15 protein-coding genes and 1 tRNA gene are annotated in these 19,067 nt (G+C 64.7%); 3 read left to right on the top strand and 13 right to left on the bottom strand.

The genetic code is table 11. The features are described from left to right. Positions 1 to 96: 96 nt before the first annotated feature. Entirely contained in the window at positions 97 to 1,512 is a 1,416-nt protein-coding gene (locus tag HMPREF0372_RS13120; RefSeq protein ID WP_007493316.1) for an S-layer homology domain-containing protein, read from the top strand. A gap of 240 nt (positions 1,513 to 1,752) precedes the next feature. Here the strand turns inward: HMPREF0372_RS13120 and HMPREF0372_RS13115 are convergent, their stop codons facing one another. The 4 genes from HMPREF0372_RS13115 to HMPREF0372_RS13100 form a co-directional block, all read right to left on the bottom strand. Continuing rightward, positions 1,753 to 2,706 carry a phosphotriesterase family protein gene (locus HMPREF0372_RS13115; RefSeq protein WP_007493314.1) on the bottom strand — a complete coding sequence of 318 codons (954 nt, stop codon included), beginning with the start codon at positions 2,704 to 2,706 and terminating at the stop codon, positions 1,753 to 1,755. 107 nt (positions 2,707 to 2,813) lie between these two features. Then, positions 2,814 to 3,896, bottom strand: a complete 1,083-nt coding sequence (locus HMPREF0372_RS13110) for a DUF4179 domain-containing protein (RefSeq protein WP_007493312.1) — start codon at positions 3,894 to 3,896, stop codon at positions 2,814 to 2,816. Then, a complete protein-coding gene (locus HMPREF0372_RS13105; RefSeq protein WP_009261311.1) occupies positions 3,893 to 4,381 on the bottom strand; it encodes an RNA polymerase sigma factor in 489 nt (162 codons plus the stop codon). The genes HMPREF0372_RS13110 and HMPREF0372_RS13105 overlap by 4 nt, the downstream gene beginning before the upstream one ends. Positions 4,382 to 4,505: 124 nt before the next feature. After that, positions 4,506 to 4,901: a hypothetical protein gene (locus HMPREF0372_RS13100; protein ID WP_007493308.1), complete on the bottom strand. Its 396-nt coding sequence runs from the start codon at positions 4,899 to 4,901 to the stop codon at positions 4,506 to 4,508. Positions 4,902 to 5,233: 332 nt separating this feature from the next. On the opposite strand from HMPREF0372_RS13100, the gene HMPREF0372_RS13095 reads away from it, so the two are divergent. Continuing rightward, positions 5,234 to 7,861, top strand: a complete 2,628-nt coding sequence (locus HMPREF0372_RS13095; RefSeq protein ID WP_007493306.1) for a cation-translocating P-type ATPase — start codon at positions 5,234 to 5,236, stop codon at positions 7,859 to 7,861. Between the two features lie 47 nt (positions 7,862 to 7,908). On the opposite strand, the gene HMPREF0372_RS13090 is transcribed toward HMPREF0372_RS13095, so the two are convergent. After that, the gene (locus HMPREF0372_RS13090; protein ID WP_230979301.1) at positions 7,909 to 9,546 is read right to left on the bottom strand and encodes an acyl-CoA dehydratase activase; all 1,638 of its coding nucleotides are present in this window, start codon (positions 9,544 to 9,546) and stop codon (positions 7,909 to 7,911) included. Next, positions 9,543 to 10,817: a 2-hydroxyacyl-CoA dehydratase subunit D gene (locus HMPREF0372_RS13085; RefSeq protein WP_007493302.1), complete on the bottom strand. Its 1,275-nt coding sequence runs from the start codon at positions 10,815 to 10,817 to the stop codon at positions 9,543 to 9,545. Before HMPREF0372_RS13085 ends, HMPREF0372_RS13090 begins: the two co-directional genes overlap by 4 nt. A 159-nt stretch (positions 10,818 to 10,976) precedes the next feature. Here HMPREF0372_RS13085 and HMPREF0372_RS13080 point away from each other — a divergent pair, with 159 nt between their 5' ends. After that, positions 10,977 to 11,489: a YcxB family protein gene (locus HMPREF0372_RS13080; RefSeq protein WP_007493300.1), complete on the top strand. Its 513-nt coding sequence runs from the start codon at positions 10,977 to 10,979 to the stop codon at positions 11,487 to 11,489. A 147-nt stretch (positions 11,490 to 11,636) separates the two neighbouring features. Here the strand turns inward: HMPREF0372_RS13080 and HMPREF0372_RS13075 are convergent. The 7 genes from HMPREF0372_RS13075 to HMPREF0372_RS13050 form a co-directional block, all read right to left on the bottom strand. Beyond that, a tRNA-Gly gene (locus HMPREF0372_RS13075) sits at positions 11,637 to 11,712 on the bottom strand. Between the two features lie 47 nt (positions 11,713 to 11,759). Then, complete coding sequence (locus HMPREF0372_RS13070) at positions 11,760 to 12,854, bottom strand: hypothetical protein (RefSeq protein WP_155117030.1); 1,095 nt, start codon at positions 12,852 to 12,854, stop codon at positions 11,760 to 11,762. Positions 12,855 to 12,866: 12 nt separating this feature from the next. Then, positions 12,867 to 13,457, bottom strand: coding sequence for a lactate utilization protein (locus HMPREF0372_RS13065; protein ID WP_007493297.1), 591 nt, complete (start codon positions 13,455 to 13,457; stop codon positions 12,867 to 12,869). 122 nt (positions 13,458 to 13,579) lie between these two features. Continuing rightward, complete coding sequence (locus tag HMPREF0372_RS13060; protein WP_007493294.1) at positions 13,580 to 14,449, bottom strand: YitT family protein; 870 nt, start codon at positions 14,447 to 14,449, stop codon at positions 13,580 to 13,582. A gap of 19 nt (positions 14,450 to 14,468) precedes the next feature. Further along, the gene (locus HMPREF0372_RS13055; RefSeq protein WP_007493293.1) at positions 14,469 to 16,715 is read right to left on the bottom strand and encodes a DNA gyrase/topoisomerase IV subunit A; all 2,247 of its coding nucleotides are present in this window, start codon (positions 16,713 to 16,715) and stop codon (positions 14,469 to 14,471) included. Positions 16,716 to 16,720: 5 nt separating this feature from the next. Further along, on the bottom strand, positions 16,721 to 16,879 hold the full coding sequence (locus HMPREF0372_RS19825; RefSeq protein ID WP_007493291.1) for a hypothetical protein: 159 nt from the start codon (positions 16,877 to 16,879) through the stop codon (positions 16,721 to 16,723). A gap of 60 nt (positions 16,880 to 16,939) precedes the next feature. Further along, on the bottom strand, positions 16,940 to 18,931 hold the full coding sequence (locus HMPREF0372_RS13050; protein WP_007493288.1) for a DNA gyrase/topoisomerase IV subunit B: 1,992 nt from the start codon (positions 18,929 to 18,931) through the stop codon (positions 16,940 to 16,942). Positions 18,932 to 19,067: the final 136 nt, after the last annotated feature.

The raw sequence follows: 19,067 nt of genomic DNA, 5'->3' as shown, positions 1-19,067 counted from the left end.
TTCCCTACACGACGCTCTTCCGATCTCCGGTTGACAAAGAGGGGGGCTATCCCGTAAAGTAGAGGACAGAAACGGACTGGAAAAGGGGGCAATTGAATGAGACAGAACCGACACTGGGGCCGCAGGCTGGCGGCTTTGGCCCTGTCGGCCGCGCTGACGGGTTCCGCCGCGCCCGCCCTGGCCGCGGGGGACTACTGGGACGTGGACCGGTTGGACTGGTACTATGACCGCTGGATCGACAACGGCGCAGAGGCCTGGTATCGGGAGGCCACGGCCTACGCCTTGGATAACAGCCTGATTCTCCCCTTCGGGAGGAGCTTTGAGGGCGGCGAGGTGCTTAATCGGGGCCAGTTTGTGGCCATACTCAGCCGCCTGGAGGGCATTGACAGGGACGCGGTGGAGCAGACGGGGCAATTTACCGATGTGACGGCTGCCGACTACTTTGCTCCCGCAGTCTACTGGGCCAGTGCCAGCGGCGTGGTGGAGGGCACCTCCGCCACTACCTTTCACCCGGAGGGTACCATCACCCGGGAGCAGGTGGCCACCCTGCTGGCGCGCTATCTGGAGGAAAAGGGCGTCATTCTGCCCGACGACGCCGGCGCCCCGGCGCGCTTTCAGGACACTGCTTCCATCAGCGGATGGGCGGCGGAGAGCGTGGAGGAGATGCGGCGGTGCGGCCTGATGGAGGGGGACAGCGCCGGGCGGATGAACCCGGCCCGGCCGGTGACCCGGGCGGAGGGCGTGACCCTGTTCATGCGTCTGACCAAGCAGCTCCAGGCCGCCGGCGCGGAGGTGGGCCTGGACGGCCCCGCCACCCCTGCGGCGCTTGAAGACATCACGTTTACCGTGGAGCGCACCGAGATGGCGGTGGGGGAGCGGCAGCAGCTCACCTACGGCTTCCCTATGGGGGCCGTTGTACCCGGCCCACTGAGCTTTGACGCCTACTGCACCTCCGACTCCGGCCGGGAGGTGGTGACGGTCAGCGGCACCGGCCTCATCACAGCGGTGGCCCCCGGCCAGGCGGCTGTGGTGCTGAAGATGGAACAGGGCGGTGACAGCGGGGTACATATCAAGACGGTGCTGCTTACCGTGTCGGGGGAGGAAAACCCGGAGCGGCCGGAGCCCGAAGGTCCCACGGAGGAGGCGGTCTATGCCGCCATTACCGCGCTGAAGGCCGACTACCCAGAGGGAATGCGTTGGACGAACGACAACTTTTACGCCTCCCAGGCGCTGCGCTCCGGCGGCTACGGCTGTGAGGGATTTGCCCTCATCTGTAGTGATGCGGCCTTTGGTACGCTGCCCGCCCGCGCTCACCGGAGCTTTGAGGCCATCCGCGTGGGAGATATGATCCGCATCGGCGACTACCACACGGTGGTGGTGCTGGAGAAGAAGGAGAACTCGGTGATGGTCACCGAGGGCAACTACAACAGCTCCATCCACTGGGGCCGGGAGATCACCCGGAGCTCTCTGGAACGGGAGGGCTTCTCCGTGCGCACCCGCTACCCGGCATAACGAACAGGAGCGGAGGCCCACCTGGGCCTCCGCTCCTCAGGCTGTCAATAGACCCTTCTGTCAAAGGGTTCGGAGGGAAGGATAGTGTGAAAGGGAACCGTCAGGGTTCCCTTTCGCGTTGGATCAAACAACCTTTTGAAACTTTTTCAGAGTTTCAAAAGGTTCGTCAGCCTGTCGAAAAGACTTTTCGACAGGCTGAGGAGCGGAGGCCCAGGCGGGCCTCCGCTCCTGTGTTTTCTTTTAAACGCCCTCAAAGAAGGCGCGGGGATTGCCCGTCAGCAGGCGGTCGATGTCCGCCCGGCTCAGGCCCCGCTCCTCCAGAAGCGGGAGCACCCGGCGGTGAATGAAGGTGTAATCCTCCTCCAGATGCAGCCAGTCGGAGTGCTTGGTGGTCTCCCAACTGTCCCAGAAGGCCAGATAGGCGGCCAGATCATGGCTGAGCAGCAGCCGGTGGCCCCAGCCGGCCCGGCACAGGGCGGCGATGGTGTCCACCCGGGGCTCCAGGCCCAGGTCCCGGTCGCAGAAGCCGAAGCGGTCCATGCCCAGCCAGCAGCCCCGCTCCAGCATGGCGGTCAGGTACTCCAGGTTGTCGGTGTCGCCGCTGTGGCCCAGGATCACCCGGGAGGCGGGCACACCGCAGGAGGCCAGCAGGTCGAGAATCGCCCCGCCGGCGGCCGTGGAGGGGTCATGGTGGCAGAACAGAGGCAGGCCGGTCTCCTTCGCCACCCGGCCGGTGGCGTGGAGCACCTTTTGCAGCAGGGGAGTGAGGCCGCCGCGGCCCACACCGGCCTTGAGTATGCCGGGTTTGCTGTCGGTGCCGGAGATGCCGTCGGCGCAGTCGCCCATCAGCAGGTCGTAGATCTCCTCCTCGTCCCGGAAGTACAGCCAGGGCTCCTCCTGGTAGTAGAAGCCGGTGGAGGCGATGAAGTTCAGGCCGGTGCGGCGGGCCACCTCCCGGATCAGGCGGATATCCCGGCCCAGGTTGACGGGGGTGCCGTCCACCACGGTGCGCACGCCCAGGGCTTTGGCCTTGCCGAGCTGTCCCGCGGCGATCTCGGCCACCTGGTCAAACTCAAAGAAGCGGGCGCCGAAATTCATGCGCATGGACCAGTCGGCGCAGGTGATGTGCTCATGCATCAGGGTCTGGCCCAGTTCAGCGGTGTCGATGGGGCCCAGAACGCCTTGGATCATCATAGGGATTCCTCCTGTCTGTTATTGCTGCCTCTATTATAGCACAGGGGAATGGCCGGGCCCTATATGATCTCTTTATAGGGGTATATGCGCGGCCTATGGACGGGCGGTTATCCGGCGCTGACGGGGAGGACGATATCTCCCACGGTGACGGAGGCCACCTCGTCCAGGGGGCGTAGCTCGTCGAAGATCCGGCTCTTCTGGCAGACGGTCTCCCCGTCCCCGGGGGTGATGCCGCCGCCGGCGTTGGTGAGATCCTGGGTGGTGCCGTCGGTGTAGGTGATCACCACGGGCAGGGACTCGAAGTAGCGGTAGCTCTGCTCCCGGTCGTGGGCGTTTATCTGGCCGCTCTCCCGGTCCTCGCTCCACGCCAGCTCCTGATGGACGGTGTAGTCCACCTGGATGGACAGGGGAGAGAGGGTGACGCCATCCAGGGTGGCGTCCATGCCGTTGAGGGTGAAGGACTGGCCGGCGGGCAGGGAGATGGAGGAGTCCTCAAAGGAAAAGTCGAATTTCAGCCTCCAGGTGCCCTCAGCCAGTGTCTCGCTGGTGCGGTAGTCGTTGTCCGTGTAGACCGACAGATCCTGGAACTTGACGGAGGCGGTGCCCGGCTTGAGGGGCTGGTCCTGAGTCATCATCTCCACGAACTGGATGGCGTTGTCGGCGGGGTCGGCGTCATAGAACCAGGAGGAGCCGTGCGCCCCGCCGCCGGATGTGCGCACCTGAGTGCCGTAATTGCGGAATCTCAGGGGGAGCAGGCCATCCCGTTCGGCTCCGGCCGCCAGCGTCTCGTCGCTGACCAGGGGGGAACCGTCGTCCCGGCGGATGGAGTAGACGATGGCGTAGGAGTAGGTGTCCCCCATGATGGCGTCGGCGGTGATGGTGACGCCGTTGCTGGTGGCGCTGGCCCCGATGGGGTAGCCGATGCGGTCGATAATCTCCGTCTCGGCGGGGCCGCCGCCGAACAGGCCGGCAAAGGCGTCCCCGGCGCTGCCCAGGGCGCCGGTGGCCCCCGCCACCCCCAGGCTGAGCGCCAGGGCGGCGGCTGCACCCACCGCCGCGAAGCGGCGGAACCGGAGGGGGCGGCGGACGGAGGAGACCGGCCCGGCCTCCATCAGGCGGTCCACCATCTCCTGCTTCTGCTCCTGGGTAAAGTGGAGCCGGTCCATGGAATCCCGATAGCGGTTGCTCATGTCATTCCCTCGCTTTCTAAGAGTGTGCGGAGCTGCTGGCGTCCGCGGTTGAGCTGGGTGGAAACGGTGGCGGGCTTTTCGCCCAGAAGCTGGGCGATCTCCCGGGCGGCGTAGCCCTCGTAGTAGTACAGGTAAATAACGGTGCGGTATTTGGGGGGAAGCAGGTTGACGGCGGAGAGAAGGCTGCCCTCCTCCTCCGCGGGGGCGGGTACGGCCTCCGCCGCGTCCAGGGCTACGGTAGCGCGCCGCCAGCCGCTTTTCAGATGGTCCTTGCACAGGTTGACCGCCGTGCGGATGATCCAGGCCTTCTCATGCTCCGGAGAGGAAAAGGCCTGGGGCTTTTGGAGCAGCTTGAGAAAGACCGTCTGGCAGATATCCTGGGCGTCGTCGGTGCTCTTGAGGTAGGTGTAGCTCAGGCGGAGGATCAGGTCGGAATAGGCGTGCACCAGCCGTTCGGCCTCCCCGCGGTCCAGTGTGACGGGCATGTGTCTCACATCCTTTGCCATTGAGTCAAAGCGCTTTCACCCCTAATACGATTGAGAGGCGGGAAATCTTTCACCCGGGCGCAAAAAAGAAGCGGAAGCCCAGCGGCTTCCGCTTCTCCGGCTTTCAGGGGCGGCCGTCTCCGGCGGGCGCGTCATCCCCGTCGGTGTGGAGAAACTTCTTGATGACGAAGATCAGGGCCACGGCGGCCACGCCCAGCAGGGTGTCCACCGCGCTGGAGTGGTTGACCACAAGCTGCCGGGCGATGGCAAAGAGCAGCACGTCGGTGACCGCCCGGGGGGTGTGGAGCATCAGCATTTTGACAAATTCGATGCCCACCACGATGGTCATGGCGTCGGCGAAGAAGGCGTCGGCGCTGAAGCTCCCCCCCAGCACCTGGGAAAGGGTTCCCTCCCCCAGAAGGAACAGCTCCAGCAGGGTGACGGCCAGAATGAGGACGGCGACCACCAGCTCCAGAACCCAGGCCGCCTTGAGCAGGCGCTTGACAAAGTTTGAATGCATGGGACTCTCCTTTTTTGATCCATACCAATTGTACTCCCAGTATAGCGAAAGCCGGTGCGCCCGTCAACCGGAAAAGGTATAAGGGGGGGCGGAATGGCCCATAATGGAAAATTAGATTGACTTAAAGGTGAGACTATGCTATGATAACAGCAGTTGAAAAGGGAGTAGTTTGAAGGTATGCCGTCAACACCACGGTCCGGGTTTCCGGCCTGGCGGCATGCGCCCAATGCGGTAACAAGACTTTTCGACAACTGCTGTGGCATGCAGCGGTTGGCGGAAGGTCTTTTTTTGTCGCCTCTCCGCCGGAGAACACTGGGAAAGGAACGAGTGATATGACACAGGCCTATTACAGAAAGACACCGCAGCAGGCCCTGGAGGCGCAGAACGCCTCCGCGGAGGGGCTGTCCGCCCAGGAGGCCCGCCGCCGGGCGGAGCAGTACGGCCCCAACAAGCTCTCCGAGGGAAAGAAAAAGAGCACGCTCCAGGTCTTTCTGGAGCAGTTCAAGGATCTCATGGTACTCATACTCATTATCGCAGCGATGATCTCCGCCTTCTCCGGCAATGTGGAGAGCACCATCGTCATCTTCGCCGTGCTGGTGCTCAACGCGATCCTGGGCACCGTCCAGTATGAGAAGGCGGAGAAGTCCCTGGAGAGTCTCAAGGCCATGGCCTCCCCCACGGCCAAGGTGATGCGGGGCGGTGTGCGGGTGGAGATCCCCTCCGCCGACGTGGTGCCCGGCGACATCGTCCTGCTGGAGGCCGGGGACATGGTGGTGGCCGATGGCCGGGTGCTGGAGAACTTCTCCCTCAAGGTCAACGAGTCCTCCCTCACCGGCGAGAGCGAGGGCGTGGACAAGACGGCCGAGGCCATCGATGCCGACCAGGTGGCCCTGGGCGACCAGAAGAACATGGTGTTCTCCGGCTCCCTGGTGACCTACGGCCGGGCCACGGTGCTGGTCACCGGCACCGGCATGGACACCGAGCTGGGCAAGATCGCCGCCCTCATGAACCAGACCCAGCAGCGCAAGACCCCCCTGCAGCAGAGCCTGGACAGCTTCTCCGCCAAGCTGGCCATGGTCATCATGGCCATCTGCGCGGTGGTGTTTGCCCTGTCCATCTTCCGCACCGGCATGGGCATTTTGGACTCCCTCATGTTTGCCGTGGCCCTGGCCGTGGCCGCTATCCCCGAGGCCCTGTCCTCCATTGTCACCATCGTGTTGGCCATGGGCACCCAGAAGATGGCCCGCCAGAACGCTATTATGAAGGATCTCAAGGCGGTGGAGAGCCTGGGCTCCGTCTCCGTCATCTGCTCGGACAAGACGGGCACCCTGACCCAGAACAAGATGACCCCTCAGAAGGTGTACGCCGACGGCTCCCTGCTGGAGGGAGAGGATCTGAGCCTGGTCAACGACGTACAGAGGCTGCTGCTCAAGGCGGCCCTGCTGGCCAGCGACGCCACCAACAACGAGAAGGAGGGCACCGCCATCGGCGATCCCACCGAGGTGGCCCTGGTGATGCTGGGCGAAAAGTTCGGCGTGGACGAGGAGAGCTACCGCGCCCAGCACCCCCGTCTGGGCGAGTTGGCCTTTGACTCCGACCGCAAGCTGATGAGCACCCTCCACGACATTGATGGGGTGCCTACCCTCTTCACCAAAGGAGCCATCGACGTGCTGCTGAACCGCTCCACCCACCTGCTCACCCGGGAGGGGAAGGTGGAGATGACCCCCGAGCGGAGGGAGGAGCTGGCCCGGGTCAACATGGAGCTGTCCATGGAGGGCCTGCGGGTGCTGGCTTTCGCCTATAAGGAGCTGGACGCCGTGCGCCCCCTCACCCTGGAGGATGAGAACGGCTTTACCTTCATTGGCCTCATCTCCATGATCGACCCGCCCCGGCCCGAGGCCGTCCAGGCCGTGGCCGACGCCAAGCGGGGCGGCATCCGCACCATCATGATTACCGGCGATCACAAGGTGACCGCCTCCGCCATCGCCCGGCAGCTCGGCATCTTCCGGGACGGGGACGAGGCGGTGTCCGGCGTGGAGCTGGACGGCATGACTGACACTGAGCTGGACGAGCGCCTGCCCCACATTTCGGTCTACGCCCGGGTATCCCCGGAGCATAAGATCCGCATCGTCAACGCCTGGCAGCGCCGGGGCAATATCGTGTCCATGACCGGCGACGGCGTCAACGATGCCCCCGCCCTCAAAAAGGCGGACATCGGAGTGGCCATGGGCATCACCGGCACGGAGGTGTCCAAGGACGCCGCCTCCATGATCCTGGCCGACGACAACTTTGCCACCATCGTCAAGGCGGTGGTCAACGGCCGCAGCGTCTACGCCAACATCAAAAATGCCATCCAGTTCCTTCTCTCGGGCAACACCGCCGGCATTTTCTGCGTGCTCTACGCTTCCCTGCTGGCCCTGCCCGTGCCCTTCCAGCCGGTGCACCTGCTGTTCATCAACCTGCTCACCGATTCCCTGCCCGCCATCGCCATCGGCATGGAGCCCGCCCGGAAGGGCCTGCTGGACCAAAAGCCCCGGGACCCCAGGGAGCCCATTCTCAACCGGCCCCTCCTGGCCCGCATCGGCGGCCAGGGCCTGCTTATCGCCATCGTCACCATGATCGCCTTCTACCTGGGCTACCAGGGGGGCGACGCTGTGATGGCCTCCACCATGGCTTTCGCTACCCTCACTCTGGCCCGCCTGTTCCATGGCTTCAACTGCCGGGGCTCCGAGTCCATTTTCCGGCTGAAGCTATCCACCAACAAGTACTCCGTCCTGGCCTTCCTTGCCGGTGTGGTGCTTCTGCTGCTGGTGCTCTTCACCCCCGGGCTCAAGAGCCTCTTTATGGTGGCCCCCGCCTTCGGCTTTGCCAACCTGGGCGAGATCGTCCTGCTGGCCTTCCTGCCCACCCTGGTGATCCAGCTCGTCAAGCTCGTCTGCGACGCCCGCCGGGGGAAATAAACGTATATAACGAGAGCCGCGGCCCGCTGTTTGCGGGCCGCGGCCTTTTATTGTATGCTGTCCAGAGCGAAGAGGGCGGCGCCCAGGGCTCCGCAGAGATCCGGCTCGGGGGGGAGCCACAGGGGCGCGCCCAGACGGGCCTCCAGCGCCTCCGTCACGCCCCGGTTGCGGGCCACGCCGCCGGTCATCATATAGGGCCCTTTGGCCCCCGCGCGGCTGGCCAGGGCGGCGGTCTTGGCGGCCACCGACTGGTTCAGGCCGTGGACAATGTCGGCGGCGGAGTGGTTGTCCGCGATGAGGGACACCACCTCCGACTCGGCAAAGACGGTGCACATGCTGGAGATGGTCAGCTCCTGCTCCCAGTGCAGGCCGACGCGGGCCATCTCATCCAGGTTCAGCTCCAGGGTGCGGGCCATCAGCTCCAGGAACCGTCCGGTGCCGGCGGCGCACTTGTCGTTCATCACAAAGTTGGTCACGCCGCCCGTCTCGTCCAGGCAGATGACCTTGCTGTCCTGGCCGCCGATGTCCACGATGGCCCGGGCCTCCGGGTAGAGGTGGTAGGCCCCCCGGGCGTGGCAGGTGATCTCGGTCACCTGTCCGGTGGCAAAGGGGATGTTGTTCCGGCCGTAGCCGGTGGCCACGATGGCGGCCATGTCCTCCGGGGTGAAGCCGCCCAGGGCGGCGAAGGCCTTCTCCGCGCCCTGGCTGGCCTTCGGGCCGGTGCGGACGATGGCGGAGGCGGCCACGTTCCCCGCCCGGTCGAGCACCACCACGTTGGTGGTGGTGGAGCCGCTGTCGATGCCCGCCACATAGGCCCCCCGCCGGGCGGCGGAAGCAGGGGCGGGGCGGAGCTCCAGCCCCTCCAGAAAGGCCTCCAGCCGGGTGGAGAGCTGCCCGCTGGACAGGGGGGTGAAGTCGGTCTCCACCTTGAGCAGGGGCAGGGCGGTGCGCCTGCGCAGGTTCTCGTACTCGAAGGCGTAGAAGTCGCAGAACTTGACGGTGTGGTACACCAGGCCCTTGAGGCCGGGGTGGTTCAGCAGCTCCTCCCGGCGGCCCACCGCGTCCATGCGCAGGCAGGGGATCTGCCCCAGCAGGGCCCCGGCGTACCAGTCCAGCAGGCCGTCCAGACCGTCCAGCCCCTCCGGCGGGGGCGGCAGGCTCCGGTTGCCGCCGCAGGTCAGATCGGCCACCGGCAGGGGGGAGACCCGCCGCAGGGCCTCCAGCAGGCCCGCCCCGGCCCGCGCCCCGGTGACGGCCAGGAAGGGGCCGTCCGGCAGGGGGACAGGGGGCGCGAAGGCGGCCCGGAGGGCCGCTTCGTCCAGTGTGGCGCCCCGGTAGGCCCCGTACTCCGCCACCAGCCGCTCCAGCTCCCCCCGGAGCCGGGCCTTGGCGCAGCCGTCGTCGTGGTGGGGAAGATCCAGCAGGAAGAGGAAATCCAGCCCGCCCTGGGCGCGGAGCACGTCGTAGCAGCGGCGGATGGAGTCGCAGCAGTTGACCAGCACCAGCTCCCGCACGCCGTCCCGGCGGCACTCCTCCAGCACCGCCTTGGCGTGGCAGCAGAAGTGGTTGTGGGTCAGCGCCTCGGCGTGGGAGAAGGCGTTAGCCTCCCGGTTGAGAAGGGCCGGCTGGCCGCCCAGGGCGGCCAGCAGCTCCACGGGGGTGTATTTACAGGTATATCCAATCATCTGCATCCCTCCAGCAGCTCCAGAAAGGCCTGGAGCCGGGTGACCATCTGGCCGTCGTTCACGTTGCCGCTGTCGCAGCCATCCCCATCCAGCACCAGGGTGGGGAACCCGGCGGCCTCCAGCCGGCGTTTGACGAGCTGGGCCGCGCCGGAGGTCTGCTTGCAGCCCCAGTGGCAGAAGTACACCGCCCCGTCGGCCCGGAGGAGGCGGGCCAGCTCCGCTGCCCGCTCCGCCCGGCGCTCCGCACCGCCGTTGAAGGAGGAGCAGACCAGCCGCCGGGCCATGGACTCATAGGGGCGCTCCGGCTCGGGGAGCACATCGGCATCCAGGGCCATGTCGCACCCCACAATCTCCACGTCGGGGCGGAAGTTCAGCAGGGCGCGCAGGCTGTCCTGCCAGTGGGGGAGGGTGTGCAGCCACAGAATCCGCTTTCCACGCCGCCCCTCCGGCAGGGCGGCCACCTGGGCGCAGAGCTGCTCGGTGTAGCGCAGGGCCTCCGGCGAACCCAGCATGGAGTGGGTGGCGAAGACGGAGAGCATCTCGGAGGTCATCTCGTCAGAGAGGGAGCGCTCCGCCCGCAGGGACAGGTAGCGGTGGTAGCCCTCCACGGTGGCCCGGGAGCAGGCCACCGCGGCCCGCAGCGCGTCCTCCTCCAGGGGGCGCCCCCCGTGGGCCTGGACAAAGGCCGCCATGGCCCGGAGCTGTTCGGCCACCTGGGCGACACTCTCCTCCGAGGGGGCGTAGGGCACGTCCACCGTGAAGTGGGGAACGTCCCAGAACTCCGCCAGCCGGCGGAAGGTGAGCTGGTTGGCGTCGCAGGCCAGGGAGGTGTTGAGGATGAACCGGGGCCTGGCCATGACGCCGGTCTCGGCCAGGCCAAGCAGGATTTTGTGGTAGGAACAGTAGCTCTCCGGCACGCCCCGCTCCTCCGCCGCCTCCACGAACACCCGCTCCGCCGCCGTGGACACCAGATAGCAGGACAGCCCCTCGGGCAGCACCGGGGGGATGTTCAGGGCGTGGAGCACCTCGCAGGGGAGGAAGATGTTGACGCAGGCCGCCTGGCCGGGGCGGCCCAGGGCGGCGGCCATAGAGCGGGCCGTGTCCCCCTGCATGGCGCACCGGGCGGGGAGCACGTTTTTGGGCGGGAAGTGCTTCATCTGTACCCCCACCAGGGTGTAGGCCATGCGGAGCAGGGCGCGGGCGCGGCCGGGGTGCCCGGCCACCTGGCGGGAGATCAGGCGGCCCAGGGCCTCAATGGAAGAGCTTGGCATAGAGACTCCTTTCCGGGAAAACGGGCTGCCCGCTCGGGCGGCCCGAAGCATAGGGTTCTTTCTTACAGAGGCTTCAAGGAATCGTAAGAAAATCTTTCTTGCCAGCGGCGCGGGATATTTGCTATTCTATACCCACGCAGACGAAAGAGAGGTTTTTCTATGGAAATCATATGCAGTACCACTTATGACCGGAGGGCGCTGTCCGCGCTGGCCAGGGCTCTGCGTAAAACCATCCGCAGGACGCGCTCACGGCTGCTGCGCGTCTGGTGCTGGGTGCTCCTGGTGCTGAGCCTGCTGTCGGCCTGGGTTTCCTGGGGCGAGTGGGGAGCTGTGGCGCTCAATGGGGCGGTGGCCGTCCTGATGCTGGCCGTTCTGCTGGGGGAGGACGCAATCAACGCCTTCTTTGCCAGGCGGGACGCCCTGCCGGGGATGGAGGTGTGCACGGTGCGCTTTTTGGAGGAACACTATGAGACCAAAATCGCCGGCGCGGCCACTCAATGGCAATATAGCAAGCTCCTCCGGCTGGCGGAGAATGACCGTTACCTGGTGCTCATTCTGGGAAAGAACCACGGCCAGCTCTGCGACAAGGAGGAGCTGACAGGCGCCGCCCCGGAGGAGCTGCGCGCTTTCCTGGAGCAAAAGACGGGGCTGACGGTTGAACGGTTCCGATAGCGGGGGCCGCCGCGCGTGCGGCGCACAAGTGTTTTGCCGGAGGCAAAACCTTGGCGGAGGGGCAATTCAGTTGCCCCGAGCATAAAAAAGAACTACGGAATCCAGAAATGAAAACGGGACGGCCATCGGCCGTCCCGTTTTCATTTCTGGAGCAGGTGACGAGGCTCGAACTCGCTACCTCCACCTTGGCAAGGTGGCGCTCTACCAGATGAGCTACACCTGCAAGCGACGGATTATATTATAGCGAACCGTTCCGCCGCTGTCAAGGGGTTAATTCAAATTTTCTGCATTTTCTTCCGCGCCCTCCCACACGTAGCCCAGGGAGAGAAGGTCGGCGGCGGAATAGGTGGTGCCGGAGGTGTCGCGGGTGAGATCGACATAGTGGGCGCCGCCGTCGGCGGTGAGCTGGTTCCAGAAGTGGGGTTCGCCGTTCAGAGTACCCTCCACCAGAACGGAGCCAACCTCCATCTTCCCGCTGAGGAGCTGAAAGGTCAGGGCCAGCCCCTCGCTGTCCGCCCCGTCGCCCAGCAGGGCGTCCCAGGCGGTGGGACCGCCCTCCGGCCGGGCGCGGACGTGCTCCCGAACCAGGGAAAAGAGCTCGGCCTGCCGGGCGGAGGGGGAGAGCTGATGGGGCCGGAGAGGGAGCACCAGGGCATCTGCCGTGCTCTGGAGGTCATCGCTCTTTTGACGCAGCGCCTGGGTGTCCTCGGGATAGGTGAGCAGGATCTCCACAATGCGCTGCTGGCCGCCGGAGGCGGGGTAGAGGGAGACGGTAAACTCCGGCATGCCCAGGGCGCCGGCGGGCTCGTCGTAGTAGGCCTGCCGCACCAGGGCGGCAATGGAGTCGGCGCTCTCTGTGAAGTAGCCCACCCGCAGGGCCACCTCGCTCTGAAAATCAGCCAGGGCGGCGCGCACCTCGTCCCGGATGGCGCTGGTGCCGGTGACGTTGACCAAGCTGCGTATCTGCTCCCGGGTGCGGCGGTAGGAAATGGTAATGGTGGCCTCATAGGTGGTGAGCACCTTGGTGCAGTCGTTTTTGATAAAGTCCACCGCATAGGCCCCCAGAGGGTCGTCCTTGGCCACCTCCAGGCAGGCCCGGTTGAGATCCTCTTCCACATCCCCGTCATAGTCGTCGGTAAGCTGAATCAGCCCCTTTTCTGTCCCCTGGGAGACAAAAAACAGCACGGTGTTGACCAGCTCGGAATAGGTGCCCGCCTGGACGGCGGAGGAGTCCTCGGCCGTGGCCGGACGCTCCGTGTGCGGCTCCACCACTGCATAAGGGTTCTCCAGAAGGGAGGAGCAGCCGGTGAGCAGCAGGGCGCAGCTCAGCGCCAGCGCCGCCGCCATGCCTCGTTTCAATGCCACGCCCTCCTCTCCTCAGTAGCCCAGAGGCTCGTTGACCAGCACCACCTCGGCCCGGCCGATGCCGGTGGGCCTCTCCCACAGCACCGCCAGGGCGCGGCAAATGCGCTCCGGGCTTTTGCAGTCATAGCATTTGTCCCCCCGGACGGCGCAGGGGGTCTTTTTGCCCAGCCGCCGGGCGTTTTTGGGGGAGGCCACGTTGCGGGCCCGCCAGAGGGCGGCGTCGTAGTCGGGAGCCAGCTTGTTGACGCCCACGATAAAGTAGACCTCCTCATGGCCGAAGATGGTGGAGGCCACCCGGTTGCCCGTGCCGTCGATGTTGATGAGCTCGCCGGTCTCCGCCAGGGCGTTGACCGAGGTCAGATAGACCGGGGCGGCGGCTGCGTCTGCGAAGCTGTCCCCCAGCCAGTGGCTGCGCACCACGGCGTGGCTCTGGAGCCGCTCGAGAAGGCCCAGCTCCTTGAGGGTGATGGAGCCGCCGTGCCCCACCGTTTTGCCGTCCAGCCTGCGGTCCAGGTAGTCCGCGGCCTCCGCCGCCGTGTCGAAGCAGGTCACATCGAAGCCGTGGGCCTCCAGATTTTTGCGTACCTTCTCAAAACCGGGCATAAACAGGTCTCCTTTCCAGCGTAAAATGACAGAGCACAGGGGGTTATCCGCCTGCGGGCAAAAAGCAGGGCATATGCAGGACGAGGGGTGTCCAGGGGCGCGTTCTCCCGCCCCTGGACAGCTCAGAGATCGTTGTGCTTATACTCCCGGAAGCCGTCGCCCAGGATCTCGTGGGCCTCGCACACGATCAGGAAGGCGTTGGGGTCGATGCTCTTGACGGTCTGCTTGAGGGCCACGATCTGCTTCTGCTTGAAGGCCACCAGCAGCACCTTCTTGTCCTCTCCGGACCAGCCGCCCTCGCCGTGGAGAAGGGTGACGCCCCGGTCCATATCGTGAATAATGGCGTGGGAAATCTGGTCGTAGGCGTCGCTGATGATATAGGCCACCTTGGCGTTGTCCATGCCGTAGAGCACCTGGTCCATGACGAAGGAGGAGATATACAGGGCCACCACGCCGTAGAGGGCGCTGTAGATGTTGCGGAAGGCGACGGCCACCGCCACAATGACCAGCAGATCCACCGCCAGAAGCAGCCGCCCCATGGGCAGCCAGGCCAGCTTCAGCTTGAGCAGGCGGGCAATGAGATCGGTGCCGCCGGTGGTGGCGCCCTGGAGAAACACCACGCCCAGGGAGCCGCCCATGATCACGCCTCCGAAGATGCACCCCAGAATGGGCTCCATAGGCTCAAAGGTGTGAAGCATGTGGAGAATGTCGATGAAAATGGAGGAGATGAACATGGAGTAAAGGGAGGACACCAGCAGGTGCCCGCCCAGCAGCTTCCACCCCAGCAGGAACAGGGGGATGTTCAGGATGATGACCACGGTGCCGATGGGGGCCCAGGGGAGGATGTGGTTGATGATCTGGCCCACGCCGGTGATGCCGCCGAAGCCGATCTGGTTGGGTTCATAGCACCAGTTGAAGCCCACGGCGTACACCGCGGACGCCAGGGTGATCCACAGATAGGGGAGGACATACTGCTTTGCGACACGATTCATAGCCGATACCTTCTTTATTTTATTCCAGTAACGTCATCTGCTCCTCGGCCCGGTCCTCCGGCCGGAGCAGCATGCCTGCGATGGGCAGGGAGCGGGCCCGGTAGCGGGCGGCGTTGACGATGGTGGTGTCCGCCAGGGGGCGGGCGTCGGCCACCTTGTACTTGGGCTTGAGGGTCATGACGTTGACCCCCTGGGTGGAGCGGGTGGTCTTGGGGGTGAGGGCGGCGGTGTGGAAGACCACCGCCCGGCCCTCGGTGGAGGTCACCGCCATCTCCGTGTCCTCTGTCAGCAGGCAGGCCGCCGCCAGGGGGGACTTGTCGGAGTAAGCGCCCGTGAGCTTCTTGCGGCGGGTCTGGGTCTGATAGGCCGACAGGGCCACCCGGGCCACCTTGCCGTTTTCAAAGAAGAAGAACAGGTGCCCGGAGTAGTCGGCGGTGACACAGGCCCACACGAAGCCCTCGCCGGGATCCATGCCCAGCTTGGTGGGCAAAAAGTCGCCCAGCAGGCTGGCCTTGGAGTCGTCGAAGTCGCTCAGGCGGGCCTTGTAGCACTGCTGCCGGTCGGTAAAGACCAGCAGCTCGTCCCGGTTGGAGGCCTCCCACTGGAGCCAGGGGCCGTCCCCCTCCTTGTACTTCTGCTCCCCGCTCATGCGCAGGGACTGGGGGGTGATCTTCTTGAAGTAGCCCTCCCGGGAGCAGAACACGTGCACCGGGTAGTCCGGGGTCTCGTCCTCCGCGTCCTCCGCGGCGGCGGTCTGGTACTCATAGACGATCTCCGTCCGCCGGGGGACGGCGTACTTCTTCTGCACCGCCTGGAGCTCGGCCACGATGAGCTTTTTGATGCGGCCGGGGTTGTTCACGATGTCCTGGAGGTCGGCGATCTCCTCCTCCAGCCCGGCCACCTCCTCAATGCGCTTGAGGATGTACTCCTTGTTGATGTTGCGCAGCTTGATGTCGGCCACGTACTCGGCCTGCACGTCGTCGATGCCGAAGCCGATCATCAGGTTGGGCACCACCTGGTCGTCCTCCTCGGTCTCCCGGATGATTTTGATGGCCCGGTCGATGTCCAGCAGGATCTTTTTCAGGCCGCGGAGCAGGTGCAGCTTGTCCTGCTTCTTCTTCATCACGAAGTAGGTGCGCCGCCGCACCCCCTCCATGCGCCAGCCCGTCCACTCGTCCAGAATCTCCCGCACCCCCATCACCCGGGGCATGCCCGCGATGAGGATGTTGAAGTTGCAGGAGAAGGAGTCCTGGAGGGTGGTGGAGCGGAAGAGCTTGGCCATCAGCTTGTCCGGATCGGTCCCCCGCTTGAGGTCGATGGTGATCTTGAGGCCGTTCAGATCGGTCTCGTCCCGCATGTCGGCGATCTCCCGGATCTTGCCCCCCTTCACCAGCTCGGCCACCTTGTCCATGATGGCCTCCACCGTGGTGGTGTAGGGGATCTCGTAGATCTCGATGAGGTTTTCGCCCTTGAGGTAGCGCCACTTGGCCCGCACCTGGAAGGAGCCGCGGCCCGTCTCATAGATCTGCCGAAGGGCCCCCTCGTCGTAGAGCAGCTCGCCGCCGGTGGGGAAGTCGGGGGCCTTCAGGTGGTCCAGCAGGTTCACCTGGGGGTTCTTCAGAAAGGCCACCGTGGCGTCGCACACCTCGCCCAGGTTGAAGCCGCACAGGTTGGAGGCCATGCCCACGGCGATGCCCTGGTTGGCGCTCACCAGCACGTTGGGGAAGGTGGTGGGCAGCAGGGAGGGCTCCTGCATGGAGCCGTCGTAGTTGTCCACAAAGTCCACCGTGTCCTGGTCGATGTCGCGGAACAGCTCGGCGCAGATGGGGTCCAGCCGCACCTCGGTGTACCGGCTGGCCGCCCAGGCCATGTCCCGGGAGTACACCTTGCCGAAGTTGCCCTTGGAGTCCACCAGGGGGTGGAGCAGGGCCCCGTAACCCCGGCTGAGGCGCACCATGGTGTCGTAGATGGCCGCGTCGCCGTGGGGGTTGAGCTTCATGGTCTGGCCCACCACGTTGGCGCTCTTGGTTCGGGTGCCCCCCAGCAGGTGCATCTGGTACATGGTGTAAAGCAGCTTGCGGTGGGAGGGCTTGAACCCGTCGATCTCCGGGATGGCCCGGGAGACGATGACGCTCATGGCGTAGGGCATGTAGTTGATCTCCAGCGTCTCGGTGATGGGCTGTTCCAGCACCTCGGGCCGCAGGCCCATGACGTTGGGGTTGATTACCTTCTTTGCCCCCTCCTCGGGGGCCTTCTTTTTGGGCATTGGTATCAGTCCTTATTCAGAATCCAGTTCAGAGGATTGTTGGCGATAGATTGGCGGGTTTCGTCCAGATCGGCATCCTTTCGGATGATAGGGCCGTAATAGCCGGACTGCCACAGGCATTTCCGGCCGCTCCGACGGCTGACCGCGGCCTTGAACTGCTGCACGGCCCGGGAAACGGGCTGCTTGGAACGGTCAGCCGCCCTATATAGCGGCCGTATGCCCGGTCAGGAGATGTCCGCCAGCTCCAGATACTTGTAGCCGTTCTCCGCGATGTGGTCTTTTCTGCCCTGGAGGTTGTCCCCCAGCAGCAGGTCGAAGACGGCGGCGGTGCGCTCCACGTCCTCGGGCATGACCTTGATGAGGCGGCGGGTCTCCGGGTTCATGGTGGTGAGCCACATCATGTCCGGCTCGTTCTCGCCCAGGCCCTTGGAGCGGTTGATGGAGCACTTCCTGCCCGCCAGCTCGCCGCTCACGATCTCGTTCTTCTCCGCGTCGGAGTAGGCGAACCAGGTCTTGTCCTTGTAGGTGATCTCATACAGGGGGGACTCGGCGATATACACGTACCCCCGCTGGATGAGGGTGGGGGTGAGGCGGTAGAGCATGGTGAGAATGAGGGTGCGGATCTGGAAGCCGTCCACGTCGGCGTCGGTGCAGATGACCACCTTGTTCCACCGCAGGTTCATCAGATCGAAGGCGGCCATGTCCTTGGCGTGCTTGTCGTGCACCTCCACGCCGCAGCCCAGCACCTTCAGGAGGTCGGTGATGATCTCGCTCTTGAAGATCTTGGCGTAGTCGGCCTTGAGGCAGTTGAGGATTTTACCCCGGACGGGCATGATGCCCTGGAACTCCGCGTCCCGGGAGAGCTTGACGCTGCCCAGAGCCGAGTCGCCCTCCACGATGTAGAGCTCCCGGCGGGTGGTGTCCTTCGTCCGGCAGTCCACAAACTTCTGTACCCGGTTGGCGATGTCCACACTGCCGGAGAGCTTTTTCTTGATGTTCAGCCGGGTGCGCTCGGCGTTCTCCCGGCTGCGCTTGTTGATGAGCACCTGCTCGGCGATCTTCCCCGCGTCCAGGGGATTCTCAATGAAGTAGACCTCCAGCTGGGCCCGCAGAAACTCGGTCATGGCCTCCTGGACAAACTTGTTGTTGATGGCCTTCTTGGTCTGGTTCTCGTAGGAGGTCTGGGTGGAGAAGTTGTTGCTCACCAGCACCAGGCAGTCCTCCACGTCGGCCCAGGTGATCTTGCTCTCGCTCTTCTGGTATTTGCCCTGGGCCTTGAGGTAGGCGTCGATGCCATTCACGAAGGCGGACTTCACCGCCTTCTCCGGGGAGCCGCCGTGCTCCAGCCAGGAGGAGTTGTGGTAGTGCTCGATGATCTGCACCGTGTTGGAGAAGCAAAAGGAGACGGAGAGCTTCACCTTGTACTCGGGCTTGTCCGCCCGGTCCCGGCCCCGCCGCTCGGTCTGCCAGAACACGGGCAGGGTGAGGGAGTTCTCCCCCGCCAGCTCCTTCACATAGTCCTCAATGCCGTTTTCGTACTGGAAGTCGGTGGTCTCGAACTTCCCCCCCACCTGGTTGCGGAAGCGGAAGGTGACCCCGGCGTTGACCACCGCCTGGCGCTTGAGCACGTCGGTGTAGTACTCCACGGGGATATTGATGTCGGTAAACACGTCCAGATCCGGCTTCCAGCGGAAGCGGGAGCCGGTCTTTTTGCCGGAGTAGGGCTCCTTTTTCAGGCCGCCCACGTTCTCGCCCTTCTCGAAGTGGAGGGTGTACTCAAAGCCGTCCCGGTGGATCACCGCGTCAAAGTACGCGCTGGCATACTGGGTGGCGCAGGAGCCCAGGCCGTTGAGGCCCAGGGAGTACTCGTAGTTATCGCCGTCGTTGTTGTTGTACTTGCCGCCGGCGTACAGCTCGCAGAACACCAGCTCCCAGTTGAACTTCTGCTCCTTCTCGTTCCAGTCCACCGGGCAGCCCCGGCCGAAGTCCTCCACCTCGATGGAGTGATCCTCGTACCGGGTGACGGTGATTAGGGAGCCGTGGCCCTCCCGGGCCTCGTCGATGGCGTTGGACAGGATCTCAAAGACCGCGTGCTCACAGCCCTCCAGCCCGTCGGAGCCGAAGATCACCGCCGGGCGCTTGCGTACCCGGTCGGCCCCCTTCAGGGAGGAAATGGAGTCGTTTCCGTAATTTTTGGGGGAATTGCTTTTCGCCATGGGCCTCTCCTCGCTCGTTCCAAAATCAGAAAATTACATCTTATTATATTACTCCAAACCGGCCCAAAGTGTCAAGAAAACGCGAAAGGCCGCCGGACATTGTCCTGTAGGACTACAATACATATTGGACATCTGA

The sequence above is a fragment of the Flavonifractor plautii ATCC 29863 genome (genome assembly GCF_000239295.1).
In the GTDB taxonomy this organism is placed as follows: domain Bacteria; phylum Bacillota; class Clostridia; order Oscillospirales; family Oscillospiraceae; genus Flavonifractor; species Flavonifractor plautii.
This window is presented reverse-complemented; position numbering and strand designations above follow the sequence as displayed.